The organism is Ruegeria sp. HKCCD4884, assembly GCF_013110855.1.
Taxonomy (GTDB): Bacteria; Pseudomonadota; Alphaproteobacteria; order Rhodobacterales; family Rhodobacteraceae; genus Ruegeria.
The window spans coordinates 66,383-84,711 of record NZ_WVRJ01000011.1 but is presented as its reverse complement, the minus strand read 5'-3'; the positions used below and the strand labels follow the sequence as shown (position 1 = coordinate 84,711).

Annotated in this window: 23 protein-coding genes; 12 read left to right on the top strand and 11 right to left on the bottom strand. The window is 56.5% G+C overall.

What is annotated here, in order from left to right:
- Window positions 1-163: 163 nt before the first annotated feature.
- Window positions 164-1,618 carry a betaine-aldehyde dehydrogenase gene (gene betB, locus GS636_RS16300; protein ID WP_171670703.1) on the top strand — a complete coding sequence of 485 codons (1,455 nt, stop codon included), beginning with the start codon at window positions 164-166 and terminating at the stop codon, window positions 1,616-1,618.
- Between the two features lie 221 nt (window positions 1,619-1,839).
- Here betB and GS636_RS16295 read toward each other — a convergent pair whose 3' ends face one another.
- Genes GS636_RS16295 through fliL form a run of 5 tightly spaced genes read right to left on the bottom strand, consistent with a single transcriptional unit; the run spans window position 1,840 to window position 6,396 of the window.
- Window positions 1,840-3,978, bottom strand: coding sequence for a hypothetical protein (locus tag GS636_RS16295; protein ID WP_171670700.1), 2,139 nt, complete (start codon window positions 3,976-3,978; stop codon window positions 1,840-1,842).
- Window positions 3,975-4,844: a flagellar motor stator protein MotA gene (motA, locus tag GS636_RS16290; protein WP_171670698.1), complete on the bottom strand. Its 870-nt coding sequence runs from the start codon at window positions 4,842-4,844 to the stop codon at window positions 3,975-3,977. Before motA ends, GS636_RS16295 begins: the two co-directional genes overlap by 4 nt.
- Window positions 4,845-4,891: 47 nt before the next feature.
- The gene (locus GS636_RS16285; protein WP_171670695.1) at window positions 4,892-5,476 is read right to left on the bottom strand and encodes a MotE family protein; all 585 of its coding nucleotides are present in this window, start codon (window positions 5,474-5,476) and stop codon (window positions 4,892-4,894) included.
- Window positions 5,473-5,958, bottom strand: coding sequence for a DUF6468 domain-containing protein (locus GS636_RS16280; RefSeq protein WP_171670692.1), 486 nt, complete (start codon window positions 5,956-5,958; stop codon window positions 5,473-5,475). Before GS636_RS16280 ends, GS636_RS16285 begins: the two co-directional genes overlap by 4 nt.
- Before the next feature lie 9 nt (window positions 5,959-5,967).
- Entirely contained in the window at window positions 5,968-6,396 is a 429-nt protein-coding gene (gene fliL, locus GS636_RS16275) for a flagellar basal body-associated protein FliL (protein ID WP_371808738.1), read from the bottom strand.
- Between the two features lie 186 nt (window positions 6,397-6,582).
- Here fliL and fliF point away from each other — a divergent pair, with 186 nt between their 5' ends.
- The 4 genes from fliF to fliP are packed head-to-tail and all read left to right on the top strand — an operon-like array spanning window position 6,583 to window position 9,770.
- Window positions 6,583-8,166 (top strand): flagellar basal-body MS-ring/collar protein FliF, encoded by a 1,584-nt coding sequence (gene fliF, locus GS636_RS16270; RefSeq protein ID WP_171670690.1) that lies wholly within the window; start codon window positions 6,583-6,585, stop codon window positions 8,164-8,166.
- Window positions 8,166-8,762, top strand: a complete 597-nt coding sequence (locus tag GS636_RS16265) for an ABC transporter ATP-binding protein (RefSeq protein WP_171670687.1) — start codon at window positions 8,166-8,168, stop codon at window positions 8,760-8,762. The genes fliF and GS636_RS16265 overlap by 1 nt, the downstream gene beginning before the upstream one ends.
- Complete coding sequence (locus GS636_RS16260) at window positions 8,755-9,042, top strand: FliM/FliN family flagellar motor C-terminal domain-containing protein (RefSeq protein WP_171093175.1); 288 nt, start codon at window positions 8,755-8,757, stop codon at window positions 9,040-9,042. The genes GS636_RS16265 and GS636_RS16260 overlap by 8 nt, the downstream gene beginning before the upstream one ends.
- Window positions 9,042-9,770, top strand: coding sequence for a flagellar type III secretion system pore protein FliP (fliP, locus tag GS636_RS16255; protein WP_171670684.1), 729 nt, complete (start codon window positions 9,042-9,044; stop codon window positions 9,768-9,770). Before GS636_RS16260 ends, fliP begins: the two co-directional genes overlap by 1 nt.
- Window positions 9,771-9,863: 93 nt before the next feature.
- Here fliP and GS636_RS16250 read toward each other — a convergent pair whose 3' ends face one another.
- Together GS636_RS16250 and GS636_RS16245 are read right to left on the bottom strand one after the other, a co-directional pair.
- Window positions 9,864-10,463, bottom strand: coding sequence for a phospholipid-binding protein MlaC (locus GS636_RS16250; RefSeq protein WP_171184372.1), 600 nt, complete (start codon window positions 10,461-10,463; stop codon window positions 9,864-9,866).
- Window positions 10,453-11,268: a VacJ family lipoprotein gene (locus GS636_RS16245; RefSeq protein ID WP_371732269.1), complete on the bottom strand. Its 816-nt coding sequence runs from the start codon at window positions 11,266-11,268 to the stop codon at window positions 10,453-10,455. Before GS636_RS16245 ends, GS636_RS16250 begins: the two co-directional genes overlap by 11 nt.
- Window positions 11,269-11,558: 290 nt before the next feature.
- On the opposite strand from GS636_RS16245, the gene GS636_RS16240 reads away from it, so the two are divergent.
- Genes GS636_RS16240 through GS636_RS16225 form a run of 4 tightly spaced genes read left to right on the top strand, consistent with a single transcriptional unit; the run spans window position 11,559 to window position 14,304 of the window.
- Window positions 11,559-12,014 carry a RidA family protein gene (locus GS636_RS16240; RefSeq protein WP_171093181.1) on the top strand — a complete coding sequence of 152 codons (456 nt, stop codon included), beginning with the start codon at window positions 11,559-11,561 and terminating at the stop codon, window positions 12,012-12,014.
- On the top strand, window positions 12,011-12,781 hold the full coding sequence (locus tag GS636_RS16235) for a glycerophosphodiester phosphodiesterase family protein (protein WP_171670682.1): 771 nt from the start codon (window positions 12,011-12,013) through the stop codon (window positions 12,779-12,781). The genes GS636_RS16240 and GS636_RS16235 overlap by 4 nt, the downstream gene beginning before the upstream one ends.
- Before the next feature lie 45 nt (window positions 12,782-12,826).
- Window positions 12,827-14,014, top strand: a complete 1,188-nt coding sequence (locus GS636_RS16230; protein WP_171093185.1) for a GNAT family N-acetyltransferase — start codon at window positions 12,827-12,829, stop codon at window positions 14,012-14,014.
- Complete coding sequence (locus tag GS636_RS16225; RefSeq protein ID WP_171093186.1) at window positions 14,011-14,304, top strand: 4a-hydroxytetrahydrobiopterin dehydratase; 294 nt, start codon at window positions 14,011-14,013, stop codon at window positions 14,302-14,304. The genes GS636_RS16230 and GS636_RS16225 overlap by 4 nt, the downstream gene beginning before the upstream one ends.
- Here GS636_RS16225 and GS636_RS16220 read toward each other — a convergent pair.
- The 4 genes from GS636_RS16220 to GS636_RS16205 form a co-directional block, all read right to left on the bottom strand.
- Window positions 14,301-14,609 (bottom strand): hypothetical protein, encoded by a 309-nt coding sequence (locus GS636_RS16220; RefSeq protein ID WP_171670679.1) that lies wholly within the window; start codon window positions 14,607-14,609, stop codon window positions 14,301-14,303. The genes GS636_RS16225 and GS636_RS16220 overlap by 4 nt on opposite strands.
- A 24-nt stretch (window positions 14,610-14,633) precedes the next feature.
- Window positions 14,634-14,981: a hypothetical protein gene (locus GS636_RS16215; RefSeq protein ID WP_171093191.1), complete on the bottom strand. Its 348-nt coding sequence runs from the start codon at window positions 14,979-14,981 to the stop codon at window positions 14,634-14,636.
- 10 nt (window positions 14,982-14,991) lie between these two features.
- Window positions 14,992-15,237 carry a glycine zipper 2TM domain-containing protein gene (locus tag GS636_RS16210; RefSeq protein WP_171093193.1) on the bottom strand — a complete coding sequence of 82 codons (246 nt, stop codon included), beginning with the start codon at window positions 15,235-15,237 and terminating at the stop codon, window positions 14,992-14,994.
- Window positions 15,238-15,338: 101 nt separating this feature from the next.
- Window positions 15,339-15,824, bottom strand: coding sequence for a peroxiredoxin (locus tag GS636_RS16205; protein WP_171670676.1), 486 nt, complete (start codon window positions 15,822-15,824; stop codon window positions 15,339-15,341).
- A gap of 99 nt (window positions 15,825-15,923) precedes the next feature.
- On the opposite strand from GS636_RS16205, the gene GS636_RS22735 reads away from it, so the two are divergent.
- The 3 genes from GS636_RS22735 to GS636_RS16190 are packed head-to-tail and all read left to right on the top strand — an operon-like array spanning window position 15,924 to window position 18,329.
- Entirely contained in the window at window positions 15,924-17,135 is a 1,212-nt protein-coding gene (locus tag GS636_RS22735) for an NAD(P)/FAD-dependent oxidoreductase (RefSeq protein ID WP_171670673.1), read from the top strand.
- Complete coding sequence (rsmD, locus tag GS636_RS16195) at window positions 17,132-17,695, top strand: 16S rRNA (guanine(966)-N(2))-methyltransferase RsmD (protein WP_171670670.1); 564 nt, start codon at window positions 17,132-17,134, stop codon at window positions 17,693-17,695. The genes GS636_RS22735 and rsmD overlap by 4 nt, the downstream gene beginning before the upstream one ends.
- Window positions 17,688-18,329 carry an HAD family phosphatase gene (locus GS636_RS16190; RefSeq protein WP_171670668.1) on the top strand — a complete coding sequence of 214 codons (642 nt, stop codon included), beginning with the start codon at window positions 17,688-17,690 and terminating at the stop codon, window positions 18,327-18,329. Before rsmD ends, GS636_RS16190 begins: the two co-directional genes overlap by 8 nt.

Below are 18,329 nucleotides of genomic sequence, written 5' to 3'. Positions count from 1 at the left end.
AACATAAATAGAACATTAACCGAAAATTTCAAGGTTTGGGGGCTTCGGTTGGCATGATCCTGCCGTCCGAATGAATTTATTGACTGGTCAATCAATAATCTTTAGGGCCGATTTCAACGAACCAATTGTCCCGTTCAGACGGGTGAATAGAAGAGGACTTGGTATGAAGTTTCAGCCCAAAGCCAGCCATTTCATTGATGGCGCGTATGTCGAAGATACAGATGGTGCCGCCATCGACGTGATTTACCCGGCCACTGGAGAGGTGATCGCACGATTGCATTCGGCAACACCGGCGATTGTTGAACAGGCTCTGAACAGTGCCAAAAGCGCACAAGCAGCCTGGGCGGCGATGTCAGGAACCGAGCGGGGCCGGGTGTTGCGCCGTGCCGCTGACATCATGCGCGAACGCAATTACGACCTTTCCGTTCTGGAAACCCATGACACCGGGAAGCCGATCCAGGAAACCACCGTGGCGGATGCCACTTCGGGCGCGGATGCTCTTGAGTATTTTGGTGGTCTGGCAGGCAGCCTGACAGGCGAACACATTCCTCTGGGCGGCGGCGATTTTGTCTATACGATCCGCGAGGCTCTGGGCGTTTGCGTCGGGATTGGGGCATGGAACTATCCGACCCAAATCGCCTGCTGGAAAGGGGCCCCGGCGCTGGCCTGTGGCAATTCCATGGTATTCAAGCCATCCGAGACCACGCCCCTTTCGGCGTTGAAAGTCGCAGAAATCCTCATCGAGGCCGGCGCGCCAAAAGGCGTTTACAACGTGATCCAGGGGTATGGCGATGTAGGCGCTTCGCTGGTCACTGATCCGCGCGTGGCCAAGGTTTCGCTGACCGGCTCCGTTCCGACGGGCCGCAAGGTCTATGCCGCAGCAGCCGAGGGCATGAAACACGTCACCATGGAATTGGGCGGTAAATCCCCGATGATCGTGTTTGATGACGCCGATATCGAAAACGCGGTTTCGGGTGCAATCCTGGGCAACTTCTATTCCTCAGGTCAGGTCTGCTCCAACGGTACCCGCGTGTTTGTACAAAAGGGTATCAAGGAAGCTTTCCTCAAACGTCTTTCCGAACGTTTGGCCAACGCCAAAATCGGCGATCCGATGGACGAGGATGTCAGCTTTGGCCCGATGGTCAGCGAAAATCAGATGAATATCGCGCTGGGCTATACCGAAAAAGGCAAGGCCGAGGGCGCGCGTCTGGTCTATGGTGGAGCGCGGCTTGATGGCGACGGGTTCTACATGCAACCCACAGTCTTTGCAGACGTGACCGACGACATGACCATCGCGCGCGAAGAAATCTTTGGTCCGGTCATGTCGGTGCTGGATTTTGACACCGAAGCCGAGGTCATGGCCCGCGCCAACGACACTGAATTCGGTCTGGCCGCTGGTGTCTTCACCAGCGATCTGACACGCGCCCACCGCGTGGTGGCCGGGTTTGAGGCAGGTACCTGCTACATCAACACCTACAATCTCGCTCCGGTCGAAGCCCCGTTTGGCGGATCGAAAATGTCCGGCGTGGGGCGCGAGAACTCGAAACTGGCGATCAACCACTTCAGCGAGATGAAAACCGTCTATGTCTCAATGAACGATGTCGAGGCACCATACTGATAAGCGATGGCTCGGCTATAGACCCATTTTTCTGCGCCCGGCACAAATGTCGGGCGCTGAGCATATCAACAGGATTGCTATCCGACTTTTGGGGTTTCTGATACTTGCGAAACCAAAATCGGTGACGACGAAGCTTTGAATGGTTATCGGGGGGTTCATCCCAAGATGTAGAGTTCCCGCATTATGAAAACCTATTGACTGCGGCACGCGAGAAGCGCGGGTCACTCTCTATTGATCGAATTGAACATCTCAGCGATCTTCTGTCGCGTCGTTTCGCTGTCTTCAAGCAGATCCTGTGCGTCTTTCAATGGTTTTTCCAAATGCCTTTCAGGGGGAGCAATCAAGGATTGAGTGGTCCGGTTCAGAGTCGCGTATTTCCCATCCGTAGGATCAACCGTGTCTCCCGGCAAACCCGCCAACCATAAAAGTCTTTTTGCAGCCTCGTCTTGCTCCAAACTCTGCATGACCTCAGCTGCGCCCAAATAGTCCTGCGCTATTTCCATGGCCTGTGCTCGCAACGCCAGTGCTTTGTCCGAGTCGTCCTTAGCTAATTCAAGCAGCGCTTGGTGGGGGCGTTCCGAAAGCATGGCTGCCCTAGCTCGTAAACGGGCCCTTTCAGTCCGACGGGTTTGATCTTCGGTTCTGTTTGCCAGAGCAAACGCCTGATCCACAAACCCGAGCGTGGCGAGCCGATCAGCCAATGCGATTGCAGCGCCTGTGGTCAGGGGTGGCGTTTTTTTCATCTGCAGGATGTGAAATGTTTGCTGTAAGAAGGTCACGTCATCGGACCGCTCTGCCAATAGGTGCAGATGCCGATTGAACGCGCGGTCCCTGTCCTGCCCGTTTTCCAGTTCCAAAATGATGCCGAATGCAGGATCAAAATCCTGACTAAGGCTCAGCGCAATCGCATGGGTACGGGCCATCATAGGGCCCAGATACGAGCGCCGATACTCAACCGAATAAGACGCAGCCAACTCAAGCTCTTGCGTGGAAACAGTTTTGCGATCGGTCCTACGCTTTTCAACCAAACGGGCCAAGGCCACCGGTGCTTCAGGCGTTGCTTCGGTTGCCGTAACAACCTCGGTCAGCAACTTTTCTTCACGGGCTCCGTTGCCTTCGGCTGCGGCAATCATGGCCTTGGCGCGCGTCATGCTGGGCGACGCGCTTTCGTCAATACGCTCAACTGAACGTATCACTCTGCGCGCGGCTTCCAATTGGTTTCCTTCGACGAGAATTTGTGAAAGCTGCATACCAAACCTGCGGCGGAGATGATCCGGCAATCCTGCATATGCTTGCTCGATTGCTTCGACATCGGCATCGGCAGCTAACGCATTGTCAGAAAGGACAGCCCAAAGCGCTGCATCGCTGTCGCAACGTTGCAAACCACTGAACGGACTGGTGTTTTGCACCGCCGTTTCGTCTACGATCCGCGCAATCGCCTTGATGCGATCCGCTTCATCAGACACTAACTCGGTCAATTCTAAAACGGCCAAAGCCTCGGCCCCAAAGCCGTGGTATGCATACAGCTTAGCCAGTTTCAGAGCGCTGTCTTCGTCGAGCGTGTCAAACTCATGATAAAGCGCTGTACGCAGAACAGATACCTGCGTGGCGAATGGGTCCGCTGTGGACCAACTTGAGAAACCCAATTCGGACGTCGAGATGCAGGCTTTTTGAAGGTCGAGTTGCAGAACCTCGGAATTCAACACATCCTGCAGATCGTCCAGCACAGTCGTCAGGCGTATATTCGCACTCAAGCCGCTCAACAGTGGATCTTCATTGGATGTGATAGAACTGCGCGGTCCAACCGGGGCCAGATGCAGATCAAGCAGCTTACGGTCAGCGCCCTGCAAAAACCGGGTCGACAGTTGGTCTTTTAACCCACGCTCAAGAAGCGGCAGGTCAAGCCCTGACATTTGCGCGTTTGTATCCGAAGCAGTTGTTGCATTAACGGGCCGTTGTTGCATCGGCGGTGGAAAATCAGCCAGCAACGGCGGCAGGAACTCTCCCGGCGTGATGTCGAGAACGATCATCGACCCTCGGTACAGAAAAGCCGAAGCCACGCATTCGCAGCCGAACTCAAGGTCCAAAGCGTCCCCGGGTTGAGCCTGTGACAGCGATTCAAGACGGTTCGTCGTCAATCTGCTGAAAACCGATCCTGTTCGAAAGGTCACGCCGTCCAAGTCCACCGTCAATCGCGCGCCGTCTCTGCGCTGGGCCAATCTCCATTCTGTGTTCGGCGGCACTTTAAACACCAAACGCGTGTATCCGTCATGCTCACCTGACCGAACTGCCACGTCTTGCGCCGTGGCTGAGGAGGCCGCTGCGACAACAGCCAATATCAACAGTCCGAGATGTTTCATGCGGCCGCCTGCTTTAGGTCCTTCAACGCTTCTTCAAGTTCGGTAAAGCCGGGGCGGTTGTGCGTGGGTGTATTCTGACGGCCGACCTCGATACACATGGCAGCATTGTGGTTGTGCAGGTTTGCGACCAAAACTTCCTTGATAAGTTGATAGAAGTGATTGTCTTCCTCGACCACGGATTTCAATTTCCCGGCAAAGGGGCCCACCAGACCATACGCCAGGAAAACCCCAAGGAACGTGCCTACCAAAGCACCGCCGATCAGCTTGCCCAGCACCTCGGGAGGTTGATCGATCGAGCCCATGGTCTTGATGACCCCCAAAACCGCTGCCACGATTCCAAGCGCGGGCAAGCCGTCTGCCACTGTCTGTAAGGCATGGCTCGAGTGCATCGCGTGATGAAAATTCGCCACCATCCGCTTTTCCAGCACCTCTTCCACTTGGTGGGGATCATCATAATTCATCGCGGCAGACCGCATCGTGTCACAGATCAGATCAACCGCTTCCTTGTCGGCTTGAATCTTGGGGTAGGCAGAAAACAGGCTGGAGTTTTCCGGATCTTCGATATGTTGTTCAACCTCAACCGGATTGGCGCGCGCAATACGGATCAGCGAAAACAAAAGGCAGAGAAGGTCGCGATAGTCTTCGGGTTTCCATTTCGGACCTTTGAAGACCTTGCCCATATCCTTGACCGTGTGTTTCACACCGCCCATGTCATTGCTGATCAGAAAAGCGCCAACTGCTGCACCGCCGATCATCATCATTTCGAACGGCAGAGATTTCAGAATGATGGTCATCTTGCCGCCAGCAGCAAGGTAGCCGCCGAAAACCATCACAAAAATGACGACAATTCCTACAATTCCAATCATTTGAAATCTCCGGTTAGAGGGTGCGCTAGACGGGGTGACACAGGTAACTATTCCAGTGGGGCTGAGGCGTTGCGCCCGGCCATGACCACGCTGATCGTATAGGCCGCCTCAGGACTGAGACCCGCAAGAATCCCAGCCGCAGAGTCGGGCGGCACACGGGACAGGAATCCAGCTGCAAAAGTTGGCTCCATGGTTTCAAATAACGCGGCGGCATCTTTGGGTTTCATGGTCTGATAAACATCTGTCAGACGGGTCAGATCTTTCTCGGCGGCGTTGTCGGCAACGGCCAGAGTAGCGCGCAAAGACTGCTCTGCCTCTTCAAGCGCAACCAAACGCGTCTCAATCGCTTGACCGGCGATCTCCAGCGCCTTTTCCTGTTCACGAAGCATGTCTTCACGTTGCTTGACCCGTTCTTCTCGCTTTAGAAGTTCATGCAAGAGCGCCTGAATATCGCGTGCCTTTGGTGCTGTGGGTTTGGATTCTGCAAACTCAGATTCTGTCGGCTTCGCAAGGGCTGGTCCCGCCTCTAACCCGATACGAATAACGGCAGAGTCGAGCATCAGTAAGGCAATGACGGTTAGGACGCCGGCTCGCGGGCGGCCGTCTTGTCGGGAGGCGCGGCGACGGCTCATGCCTGGGCTCCGTCCTGATTGCGGTCATGGCGGAAAAACATCAACCCATCGGGGGCTTTGTTTTGCTGTTCCTTCCCTTCAGGCGCAGCGGACTCGGCGGGGTCTGCGGAGATTTCTTGCTCAATATCGCATGGCTCTTTTGGTTGGGTTGCATCAGAAACCGGCTCTTCCGTTGCATCCGGCTTAGGTGCCTCTTCGGGGACAATGTCATGCATTGACGCCATCATGAGTTCCAGCCGCTGAGCGACGGTTTCAGCCCGTTGTGTCAGCGCCCCAAGCTGTTCACCGGACTGATCAGATGCGTCACGTGCGTTATCCAGAGATTTCTTCAGCTCTTCCGCTTGTGTTGATAGCACGGCCACGGCGCCACCAACGCCTTTCTCAAGGTCGGTAAACCGCTTAAGGCGGCGCGATAGAACAAAACAGTACAGACCCGCACCCAGCGCGCCAGCGACCAGCAAAATATCCACAATCAGCTCCAATTTCGCCTCCTAATTCAGTATAAATTCCATGACCAGCACGTCGCGAACGCGACCGTCGCCTACAACAATTTCAACGCGCCGTAGCAAGTGGCCACGGATGCGCATCAGCGCCAGCGGATCTTCAAGATCGTGCAACTCCACTGCCCGCAGATATCCGTTCAGAACATCCATGATCCGCGGCAGCATTTTTTTGACGTCAGCCACATACGGGGCGTTCACTTCGAGCTGCGCGTGAAATTTCAGATGCCGAGAACTGCCCGAATTCACAGATACGATCACGGGTGGCAGATCTACGAACCCGACATCTGCCAATGCTCTGGCTGGCGTGTCCTTTTCGACGTCCTGACTTGATTCTTTTGCGGCTTTACCGCCGAACGGAATCAGCCCTGAAGAGGTCAGGAAATACCCGCCAGCAGCCCCGGCAATCGCCAGAATCACCCCGATGAGTATTGCTTTTTTCCCTTTTTGTCAGGGGCTTCTGCCTGTTCAGCCGTTGCGTCGGTCATGACGTCCTCATTCATCCGTTCTGTCGTTTCATAACCGGTCAGGGACTAACCGATTGTTAAGGGCAATCGTCCAAACAAGAGATGCGCCGGGCAGAATGTCGGCGAGTCGGAGGTGAACGTGCAGCAGATCGGAACTGTCTGGGCAAGTTTGGACAGGCGTAAACAAATTATCGTTGCTGGTGCGGTTGCGCTGGTGTTTTTGGGAATTCTGGGAATGTCCCGCCTTGTAACGGCGCCGTCCATGACGCTGCTGTATGCAGGCCTGGAAAGCGGCGCTGCAGGGGATATCGTGCGTGCCCTGGATCAGCGCGGCGTCATCTATGAGATTCGCGGTGGATCAATCTATGTCCCCGGCGCGCAGCGGGATGAGTTGCGGATGACCCTGGCCAGCGAAGGTCTGCCAGCGAATGGCAACCGGGGGTATGAACTGCTGGATTCGCTGAGTGGGTTTGGCACCACCTCGCAGATGTTCGATGCAGCATACTGGCGCGCAAAAGAAGGTGAGCTGGCGCGCACAATAGTCGGCAGCCGACATGTCAGCCAGGCGCGTGTGCACATCGCCAAAGGCTCGGCGAACCCGTTCCAGCGCAGTGTATCACCTACGGCTTCCGTCTATCTGGTGCCTTCAGGCGCCGACATCACCAGCGACCAGGCCAAGGCCATCCGGTTCCTGGTTGCCTCAGCCGTGAGCGGGCTTGCACCCGAGAACGTGACCGTGATCGACTCGAACACGGCCGTGATCGGTGGGCAGGACACAGCTGTTGCCGCTGATACAGCGGAAGACAAATCGCGCCAGCTGCGTGAACGTGTTCTGCGTCTGGTCGAAGCGCGCGTTGGAACCGGAAATGCGGTGGTCGAGGTCAGTGTGGACACTGAAACCAAGACCGAATCCATCCGCGAGCGGCGCTTTGATCCCAAGAGCCGTGTGGCGATCAGCACGGATGTCGAAGAACGCTCGGACAGTGCCCGCAATCAGTCTTCCGATGTCACCGTGGCATCGAATCTGCCCGATGGAGATGGGGCTGGCGGGGATGAGTCAAACTCCACCGCTACCCAAACACGTGAGCGTGTGAACTATGAGGTCTCTGAGACAGAGCTTGAAGTGCACACCGCGCCCGGTGCGATCAAACGACTGACGGTTGCTGTGTTGGTGAACGGGACCCGGACCGTGGATGCCTCGGGCGTGGAATCATTTGCACCGCTGCCACAGGCAGAGCTGGACGCGCTTCAGGAACTGGTGGCTTCGGCCGTGGGTTTCGATGCCGCGCGGGGGGATGTGATAACCCTGAAGTCTCTGGATTTACCGATAATAGAGCCGCAAGGCACATTGGCGTCGTCTTCAATGTGGCAAAGGATTCATCTGGATGCCATGTCCCTGATCCAGATGGTGGTCTTGGCGGTTGTCTCGTTGGTACTTGCGTTGTTCGTCATCCGACCGATCCTTATGAAGCCCGCAATGACGGCAGCGCTGTTGCCCGCCGCTGATGAAGCCAGTGAAGCCGCTTCGGTTCTGACTGGTGAAATTGCAACAGGCGAGGGTGCTGATTTCGCACCTTTGCCGCCACAGGGGGGCGTTCCTGTTCTGAGCGATAGCGCCACTGAAGATCCCGTCGCGCGATTGCGGACAATGATCGGCGACAAGCAAGAAGAAACAGTCGAGATTCTGCGCAGTTGGCTTGAAGAAGGCGAGGAGAGGGTGTGATGTCTATTGCCCATCTGCTTGAGGATTTCACCGCTCAGACCAGCACCGGCAACGTTCTGCTGCTGGATGAGGAAACGCTGGAAGAACAAAGGCTCGCATCTTTCGAAGAAGGCTACGGGGCTGGTTGGGAAGACGCCTCTCAGGCTCAAGAGCAAAACCGTGGGAAGGTTTCGGCCGAGCTTGCGCAGTCGCTGGAGGACATGTCTTTCACCTGTCACGAGGCGATGATGCGGATGACCATGTCTTTGGAGCCGATGTTTGAAAGTCTGGTCCAAAAGGTTTTGCCCCAGATGGTTGAACAAGGGCTGGCCGCACGTCTTGTTGAACAATTGTCCGAGATGGCACGGTCGCAGATCGAGCAGCCGATGCAGATCATGGTGCCCATCGGATGCGCTGAAGATGTTAAGGCGCTGTTGCTCTCAGGCACGCACCGCGAACCGAATGTCATCGAAGATCCTTCACTCGAGGCCGGGCAAGCACGCCTGCAGGTCGGAACCAACCGGCGCGAAGAGGATTGCAGCGCTTTGCTGACCACCGTCGCACAGATTTTTGACGCTTATGTCTTTGAGGCAAGAGAGGCTTTGTCCAATGAATGACACTCAAATCCCGCAAACAGAAAAACCAAACCCGTTTGAATCTGTCCCGATCGAGGTGACAGTCTCGGTTGGTCGTGCCCGTCCGCTAATCAGGGATCTGTTGAACATGGGCGAGAACGCGGTTTTGACGCTGGACAAACGGATCGAAGATCCGGTCGACCTTTACGTCGGGGACCAGCTGGTTGCGCGTGGTTTGCTGGAAGAGATGGAGGGCGACCAGGCCGGACAATTGGCTGTGCGCCTGACCGAGATTGCCGACCTTCAAAACGGGATCGGTTGATGCGCTTTGCGATCTGGCTGGCTCTGGCGATTGTGCTGACGCCATCGCTCGCTGCAGCACAGGACGTGACTTTGTCCCTGGGCGAGGGCGGGTCGATTTCGGCCCGAACCATCCAGTTGATCCTTTTGATCACGGTGTTGAGCATAGCGCCGGGCCTGGCAGTTATGATCACCTGTTTCCCGTTTCTGGTTACAGTCTTGTCGATCCTGCGACAGGGGATAGGCTTGCAGCAATCGCCGCCCAATATGCTGATTGTCAGTCTGGCGTTGTTTCTGACCTATTTCATCATGGACCCCGTGTTCACCGAAGCCTGGGAAAGTGGCATTCGCCCGATGATGGAGGAAACGATCGGGGTCGAGGCCGCGCTGGAACGGGCGCTGGATCCCTTCCGCACTTTCATGGCAGCCCGCTTGGATGCGGATACTTTTTATGCCATGGCTGCCCTACGTCCCGGTGGAGATGAGATGGAACTGTCGGCGCAAGCGCCGCTATCCGTCCTGATGCCGTCTTTCATGCTGTCCGAAATCGCGCGGGCTTTTCAGATTGGCTTTCTGATTTTCCTGCCGTTCCTGATCATCGACCTTGTTCTTGCGGCAGTGTTGATGTCGATGGGCATGATGATGGTTCCTCCGGCAATCGTATCCTTGCCATTCAAACTGGCGTTCTTTGTCATCGCAGACGGCTGGGCCTTGATTGCGGGCGCTTTGGTACGCAGCTATGCGCCCTGAAATCGAAACAAAAAAAGGGTCAGAAGAACCTGACCCTCTGTTATGTGCCTGAAATGGCTTCGAGCTGGCGCGTTGCCACGCCCGGCCGCAAGGTCAGCCTGTTTTGTTCAGATCTCTGATCAGTTGATCCAGATTGCCTTTCCGGGCATCCAGCATAGCGCCGATTTCGGTGCGTTCGGTCAGCAGCAGGTTCACGCCTTCGATGAACATATTATAGAACTTGTCCCGGCCCGACTTGTCGGAAACCAGAAAGGTCACGTCAAAGGGGGCCGAGCCGCGCAGTTTGACCAGCGTCCGAACTTCGTACCCGGCCTTGATTTTCCTGGCATTGCGCACGTCGACCTCGCCGCCGATAAACTCTCGGAACCGGCGGCCGTACTTGCGCGAGATATAGCCCTGGAACGCTTTGGTGAACTTTTTCAATTGGGCCGGGCTGGCCGTACGGGCATCCGCACCCAGCGCGTAACGCGCCATGATGGGGACATCGCCATATTGAACAAAGATCTTTTCGAAGTCGCGCAGCATTGCTTTTTCAGACTTGCCTGAATCGATCACTCGATTGATGTCAGCAACCACGCTGTTGACCAGCGCTTTTGCTGCGGCTTCGGTCTGTGCCAAGGCTGGCATCGGCAGCAGGGCCAATGCAAGGCCCGAGGCGATGAAGTGACGGCGGTTCAACTCGTTATTCGGCATAGGGGTCCTCGTAGGGGTCTAAAAAGGGGTCCCTGACCGGGTCTGTCCCGGTTTCGGCATAGGGGTCAGAATATAGATCCAGATAGGCGTCTTCGTCATCTCTTGCCAGTTCAAAGCGCCGATTTTGCAGAAAGATCAGGCGTGCTTGCGCGTAACTGTCTGCACTTTCATAAAGAATCGAATCGACGGTGTCCGAGAACCGGCCGCGATCTCCCATGCGGCGGACGATCTCGGCGTATACGCCAATGTTGTCGACGGGTCGAACCGGAGAAAAATTGATTGGGTTCGAGAACAAATTGATCACAACCCCGATCGCATCCCTTTGGGTCGATGGGCCGTAGAAGGGAAGCTCAACATATGCGCCTTCGCCCACACCCCACACGTGCAGCGTCTCGCCGAAATCGGTATCCACTGGTGGCAGGTTCAATTCATCCGCCGGTGCGGAAAGACCAAAGCCACCCACGGTCATGTTGATCACGAAGCGCAGCAACGCGTTGCCCATCTGTTTCGGATTGCCCTGCAACAGGTAATCAACGGCTTGCCCCGGCAGCGAGATGTTTTCGGCGAAGGTGCTGAAACTGGTCACCATCGGGTCAGGAACGATCTTCACATAGCCTTTCGAAGCAGGGCGGAACAAGAATCGGTCCACACCAAGGTTGAACTTGTGGATCGCCCGGTTGTTGTTCTCATACGGATCAAAAACGTCGCTACGCGAGGCCCCCTCGGGCGGGGTCGTAGCGCAAGCAGACAGAATGGCCATGCATGACAGGACAATAAAATGTTTCAGGCGCAATCTGCTTGGCACGGTTTGCTTCTCCCAAAATGGTCCGACACATGGTCCGCCGGACGTTCAATCAAAATCCACGTGCTGGGGTGGCACAAGTTCTGTCACTAGTCGTTTCGGGTCTTAAATGAAACACCTTGCGTGTAACCTGTCATTTGGGGGCGGGTAAAGTGACCAAGGATCAACAGCTCGTAATAAGTAAAGAAACGCTCAGATCGCAGGCAGACAGGACATTGCCGGTTTTCGACTTTCCCAAACCAAGCTTCCCGGTTAGCGTCCGGCAGAGTCGAATTTAGGGAAGGACCCTCTCAATGAGCATCGCCGCAAAGCTGGAAACCCTGGGTGTTACACTGGATGAAGCGCCTGCACCCGCTGCCAACTATGTGCCTTTCGTGCGCATGGGCAACATCGTTTATGTGTCGGGCCAGATTTCGAAAACCGATGAACTGATCACCGGTAAACTGGGGGATGACATGGATGTCGAAGCCGGAGCCGCAGCGGCACGGGTTTGCGCGATCAATCTGTTGGCGCAGGTCAAAGCAGCCTGTGGCGGCGACATCGAAAAGCTGGTGCGTGTGGTGAAACTAACAGGGTTTGTTAACTCGACGGCGGATTTCACGCAGCAGCCGCAAGTGATCAACGGCGCGTCTGATTTCCTTGTCGAGGCGCTGGGCGATGCCGGTCGCCATTCGCGCTCTGCCGTCAGTGCCGCGTCACTGCCGTTGGGCGTCGCGGTCGAGATCGAAGGGATATTCGAAGTCCAATGACACCCACATTGCCGTCAGAGTTTCTTCAACGCCCGATTGCGCATCGGGCGTTGCATGACATTTCCGACAACCGCCCCGAAAACAGCCGCGCCGCCATTCAGGCTGCAATTGACGCTGGATATGGGATCGAGATTGACCTGCAACTGACTGCAGATGGTCAGGTGATGGTCTTTCACGACTATGACCTCAAGCGTCTGACCGGACAGACCGGCGCGATTCAGCAGATCACCGGGGCAGAGGCGTCGGCGGTTCCGTTGCTGCATTCCGACAGTGAAGGTATCCCGTCGCTGAAAGAAGTACTGGATATTGTCGCCGGTCAGGTGCCGTTGCTTGTTGAGTTCAAAGATCAGGACGGGGCCATGGGCACCGGCATCGGTCCGCTGGAGCAAGAGGCCCTGCGTATTCTGTCGGGCTATGAAGGCCCGCTGGCGCTGATGTCGTTCAACCCGAACTCGACCGCTGAACTGGCGCGCCTGGCCCCGCATTTGCCATGCGGGATCGTAACATGCGCCTTTGAGTCGGAGGATTGGCCGTTGTCTCAAACCGTCCGCGAACACCTGCGCGACATTCCGGATTTTGAGCGCAGCAATGCCAGCTTCATCAGTCACGAGGCAGCCGACCTGACGCGCCCCCGCGTGGCCGAGTTGAAGGCGCGCGGCGTGCCGATCCTGTGCTGGACCATCCGGTCGCCTGAACAAGAGGCAGAGGCCCGTGAAGTTGCCGACAATGTGACATTCGAAGGGTATCTGGCTGCGCATTCAGCTTGAACCCACTCTGACCTGTCACAGATAATGGACAGGCGCGGAGGACATATGGATCAGGCACAGATCGAAATTCAGGTACTAGGCACCTTGTCGCAGATTTCTGCGGCAGAGTGGGATGCCTGCGCCTGTCCCGAGGCCGCTGATGGCGGGCGGCCTCTTGATCCCTTTACGACCCATCGGTTTCTGTTGGCGTTAGAAGAAAGCGGGTCGGTCGGGCGCGGCACAGGCTGGCAGCCCCAATATCTGACGGCTTATCTGGACGGTATGCTGATTGCAGCGGCCCCAATGTACGCCAAATCGCACAGTCAGGGCGAATACATCTTCGATCACAGCTGGGCCCATGCCTATGAAAGCGCAGGCGGGCGATATTACCCCAAGCTGCAGATTTCGGTGCCGTTCACCCCGGCAACCGGGCGACGTTTCCTGGTGCGCCCGGGTTACGAGAGGATCGGCATGTCAGCCCTTGTGCAAGGCGCAGTGCAACTGGCAGCAGACAATCAGGTCTCATCGGTGCACGCGACCTTTTGTACCGAAGACGAAGCGTTGGCCGGGGAACAGATGGGCCTGATGTTGCGCATCTCGCAGCAGTTTCACTGGTTAAATGAAGGCTATTCTGATTTCGACGCTTTCCTGATTGCCCTGTCATCACGCAAACGCAAGAACATCCGCAAGGAACGGGCGCAGGCCAATGACTTTGGCGGTGACATCCGCACCCTGACCGGCGACGCTTTGCGCCCCGAACATTGGGATGCATTTTGGCGGTTCTATCAGGATACCGGAGCGCGCAAATGGGGCTCACCCTATCTGACGCGTCAATTCTTTGATATTGCGCAGGAAACCATGGCAGACGACATGGCCTTGGTGCTGGCGGAACGGGATGGCTATGCCATCGCGGGTGCGTTGAACTTCATAGGTCGTGAAACGCTTTTTGGGCGGTATTGGGGCTGCGTTGAACACCATGCCTGCCTGCATTTCGAATTGTGCTATTATAGGGCGATAGACTTTGCCATTGCCCATGGTCTGGCCCGGGTCGAGGCGGGCGCTCAGGGTGAACACAAACTGGCGCGAGGCTATTTGCCAACGCGCACGCATAGCTTGCACTGGGTCGGCGATCCGGGTTTTGCTGATGCCGTCAAAAAATATCTGGACGCCGAAGGCCGTGCAGTGGGAGAAGAGATCGAGATTCTAACGGACTACGGCCCGTTCAGGAAATCGAACCCGGAGGAACAGCAATGACCGAACTCTTGTCGACCGAAACCCGTGGCCCGCTGCTGGATCCGCTGTTCAAGAACGGCTGGACGATGGTCGAAGGCCGAGATGCGATCACCAAAACGTTCATCTTCGACAATTTCGTTTCTGCCTTTGGGTGGATGACCCAAGTGGCGATTTGGTCCGAGAAATGGAACCACCACCCGGAATGGTCAAACGTGTACCGCACGGTTGAAGTCGTTCTATCTACCCATGACGTGGGCGGGCTGTCCTCGTTGGATGCCAAGCTGGCACGCAAGATGGACAGTCTTTGCTAGCGATCGTTGCCTGAGCCCTGGCCACCGGCGAGGGACGCGGCAGTGCCCATCTGTCGGAACTCGGCAGGTGTCACAGTCCCGTCGCTGACGTCAATGGATCTTGGGATACCCGTTGTCTTGTTTCCAATCTGGCGCACGCTGCGCGCGGCGGGGCTAATGTCGAGACAACGGTTTTCATAACAGGTCAGCCCGGATAGATTGATTTGAATGCGGGCCTGACCGTCCGGCCCCGTCACAACCGGGGCCTGCGGAACGTCACACGCTGCGACCAACGCCAATACACCCAAACCAATCCATTTGTTCATCTCAAACTCCTGTCCGTGGCAGGCCTAGTCCAGCTGGCCATTGCCATCCTTGTCCGCAGCGTTGAAATCCTCACCCATCTGAGCATCATATTCCGCCCTTGAGATAAAGCTGTCCTTGTTGCGGTCAACATCCTGAAACTGTTTGATGTCTAAAAACGGCTTTGCCTCGTCCAGCCCCAAAGTGCCATTCTTGTCTTCATCCATGGTCTGGAATGCGTAATCCGAGAATGCGTTGAACTCATCCTTGGACAAGAAGCCATCATTGTTCGCGTCAATGGCGTTCAGCTCTTTTTCATGCAATTCAGCAACGGTTTCCGCTGTTGCTGCAGATGCCAGAATAAAGGCTGCGGTTATGAAAATTGCTCGTGTCATGTCCATCCCCTCAGCATGCAAATCTTTGCCCTTCAAATCCGCCAGCAGCAGCGCCTGCCGCGGTCAGTATCGTCTTACCCGACCCACCGCCGAACTGGTTGCCGATGGCGCCACCGATCAACGCGCCGCCCAATGTGCCGCCCAGGCACGCGATCTCGTGCTGGCGCGCGGCTTGTTGTTGTGGGGTAGGGGCCGGTCCGCAGGCCGAGATCAGGGCTGCGCCGGTCAGAATAAGTGATAATGTCTTAAGTTTCATAAAGAACTCCACGTATGCGTAGGCCAAGTATTTGCGCAATGGAGCAAGGCTTCAAGTTAATTTGGGGTGCAAAGGCCCCGGATACCCGGGGCCGATGTTGTTCAAATGGCCTCTAACAGGCCCTCACCGGCAGAGATCTCACAAGCGCCTGGATTTTCTTCCAAATTCAAGGCTGTGACTTTGCCGTCTTCAACCAACATGGCATAGCGCTTGGATCGTGCAATCAGACCGACAGGCGGGGCGTCAAAATCCATGCCAATGGCTTTGGTGAATTCCGATGTCGCATCGGCCAACATGGTCAATCCGGCCTCGGACGCGCCTGTCGCTTCGCCCCAGGCTTTCATGACAAACGGATCGTTGACTGAAATGCAGATGATTTCATCCACGCCTTTGGCGTCGAACTGATCTTTCGTCCGCATGAAGCTGGGCACATGCGCCGAATGGCAAGTCGGCGTAAACGCACCCGGAACGGCGAAGATCACCACTTTGCGGCCCTTGGTCTTTTCTGAAATCCGAACCTCTTCCGGCCCGTCCGCGCCCATCTGGGTCAGTGTCGCTTCGGGAAGGGCGTCTCCTGTTGAAATCATTTTTCAGCTCCTGTTGTTTGGATTTGCAGAATTGGGCTTAGCCGCAATATAGGTGGTCCAATCACAGAGACCACGGGAAAACTGCAGGGTGGGCAAAACATGAACCATATTGTCGTGATCGGTGCCGGTCAGGCGGGGGCATCTTTGGTGGCGCGGTTGCGCAAGGATGGGTTCGACGGGGACATCACCCTTATCGGAGCCGAGCCGCATTTGCCCTATCAGCGCCCACCTTTGTCCAAGGCATACCTTCTGGGCGAGATGGAGCTGGAGCGCCTGTTCCTGCGACCCGAGAGTTTCTATGCCGAGAACAACATCACCCTTCGTCTGGGTCAGCACGTCACGGGCATCGATCCGCAAGCCAAGACTGTGACGTTGGGGGACGAGGTCATTACCTACGACGAACTGGCGCTGACCACCGGGTCCGATCCGCGTCGTCTGCCTGCTGCGATTGGCGGCGATTTGGATGGCATTCATGTGGTGCGCGATCTGGCGCATATCGACGATATGGAGCCCAAAGTGACCGAAGGTGCCCGTGCGCTGATCGTGGGCGGCGGCTATATCGGGCTTGAGGCCGCAGCCGTCTGCGCCAAACGCGGCGTCAAGGTGACTCTGGTCGAGATGGCCGACCGTATCCTGCAACGAGTTGCAGCACCCGAGACCAGCGACTATTTCCGCGCATTGCACAGCGAGTATGGTGCGGACATTCGCGAAGGTGTCGGGTTGGATCGGCTGATTGGCGAAAACGGTAAGGTCACAGGTGCCCTGCTGACCGACGGCACCGAGCTTGAGGTTGATTTTGTCGTGGTTGGTGTCGGCATCGCGCCCGCAACCCAATTGGCCGAGATGGCAGGGCTTGAGTTGGACAATGGTATCAAGACCGACGCCCATGGCCGCACTTCGGATCCGTCAATCTGGGCGGCAGGCGATTGTGCTTCGTTTCCACACGGTGAAGGCCGTATCAGGCTAGAGAGTGTGCCTAACGCAATTGATCAAGCCGAGATCGTCGCGCAGAACATGCTGGGCGCGGCCCGGGATTATGTGGCGACACCATGGTTCTGGTCGGACCAGTATGACGTCAAATTGCAGATCGCCGGTCTGAACACCGGATATGACCGGGTTGTGACCCGCAAGGGCGAAGGGCAGACCGTGTCCTTCTGGTACTACAAGGGCGATCAGTTGATAGCTGTGGACGCAATGAACGATCCCCGCGCGTATATGGTCGGCAAACGCTTGATCGATGCAGGCAAGACGGCCGATCCGGCCATCGTGGCGGATCCGGACGCGGACTTGAAGCCGCTGCTCAAAGCGTGAGGATCATCGCCGGAGAGTTCCGGGGCCGCGCCTTGGCCTCGGTCGGCAAAGGGGATGCGGGGGCACATCTGCGTCCCACCACTGACCGTGTGCGCGAAAGTCTTTTCAACGTCCTGACCCACCAGATCGACTTTGACGATCTGCGCGTGCTCGACCTGTTTGCAGGTACCGGGGCGCTGGGGCTCGAGGCGCTGTCGCGTGGTGCGTCCCATGTCACCTTTGTTGATGACGGACGTGTGGCCCAAGGGCTGATCCGCAAGAATATCGACCTGACCCACAGCGCCGGGCGCACTGACCTGATCCGCCGCGATGCAACGCGGCTGGGCGACAACCCGAACGCCCCATATGATCTGATCTTTCTCGATCCGCCCTACGGCAAAGCGTTGGGCCAAAAGGCAGTGACCGCAATAACCGCCGGTGGATGGGTCGCTGATGAGGCCTTGCTGGTTTGGGAAGAAAACACCCCGATGCAAGCACCCGCAGGGTTCAAGCTCCACGACAGTCGGAAATACGGCGACACGCATATCTCTCTGATGTGGAAAGACGAATCGGATGCATGATCTGGTGATTTTCGATTGCGATGGTGTTCTGGTCGACAGCGAAGTGATCTCGAACCAGGTGCTGATGGGCAATCTGGCTGGTTATGGCCTGCACCTCACATTGCCTGAATGCATGTCGCTGTTTGTAGGCGGAACGATGGTCGGGGTGCGCGACAAGGCACGCAGCATGGGGGCCGATCTACCCGACGACTGGGTGGATCAGATCTATGCTGAAACCTATGACCGCCTGCGCAAAGGGGTTCCTTTGGTGCCTGGTGTTTCCGAATTGTTGGCGGCACTGGATCAAAACGGCATCCCGTTCTGCGTTGCGTCAAACGGCAGCCCGGACAAGATGAAGATCACCCTGGGTCAGAATGGGCTTTGGGACCGGTTCAAAGACGTTATGTTCTCGGCTCATGTTCTGGGAACTGGCAAACCGGACCCAAAGATGTTCAAGCTGGCCGCTCAGCACTTCGAAGCAAATACCCCTGTGGTTATTGAAGACAGCCAGAACGGTGTCAAAGCGGCCTTGCGGGCAGGTATGCGCTGTTTGGCCTATGCCCCGCACGGAGGCGGCGACAGCTTGGCTGATCTGGGTGCCGAAGTCATCACGGATATGGCACAGGTGCATCGGCTTTTGGGACTCAGAGCCTGA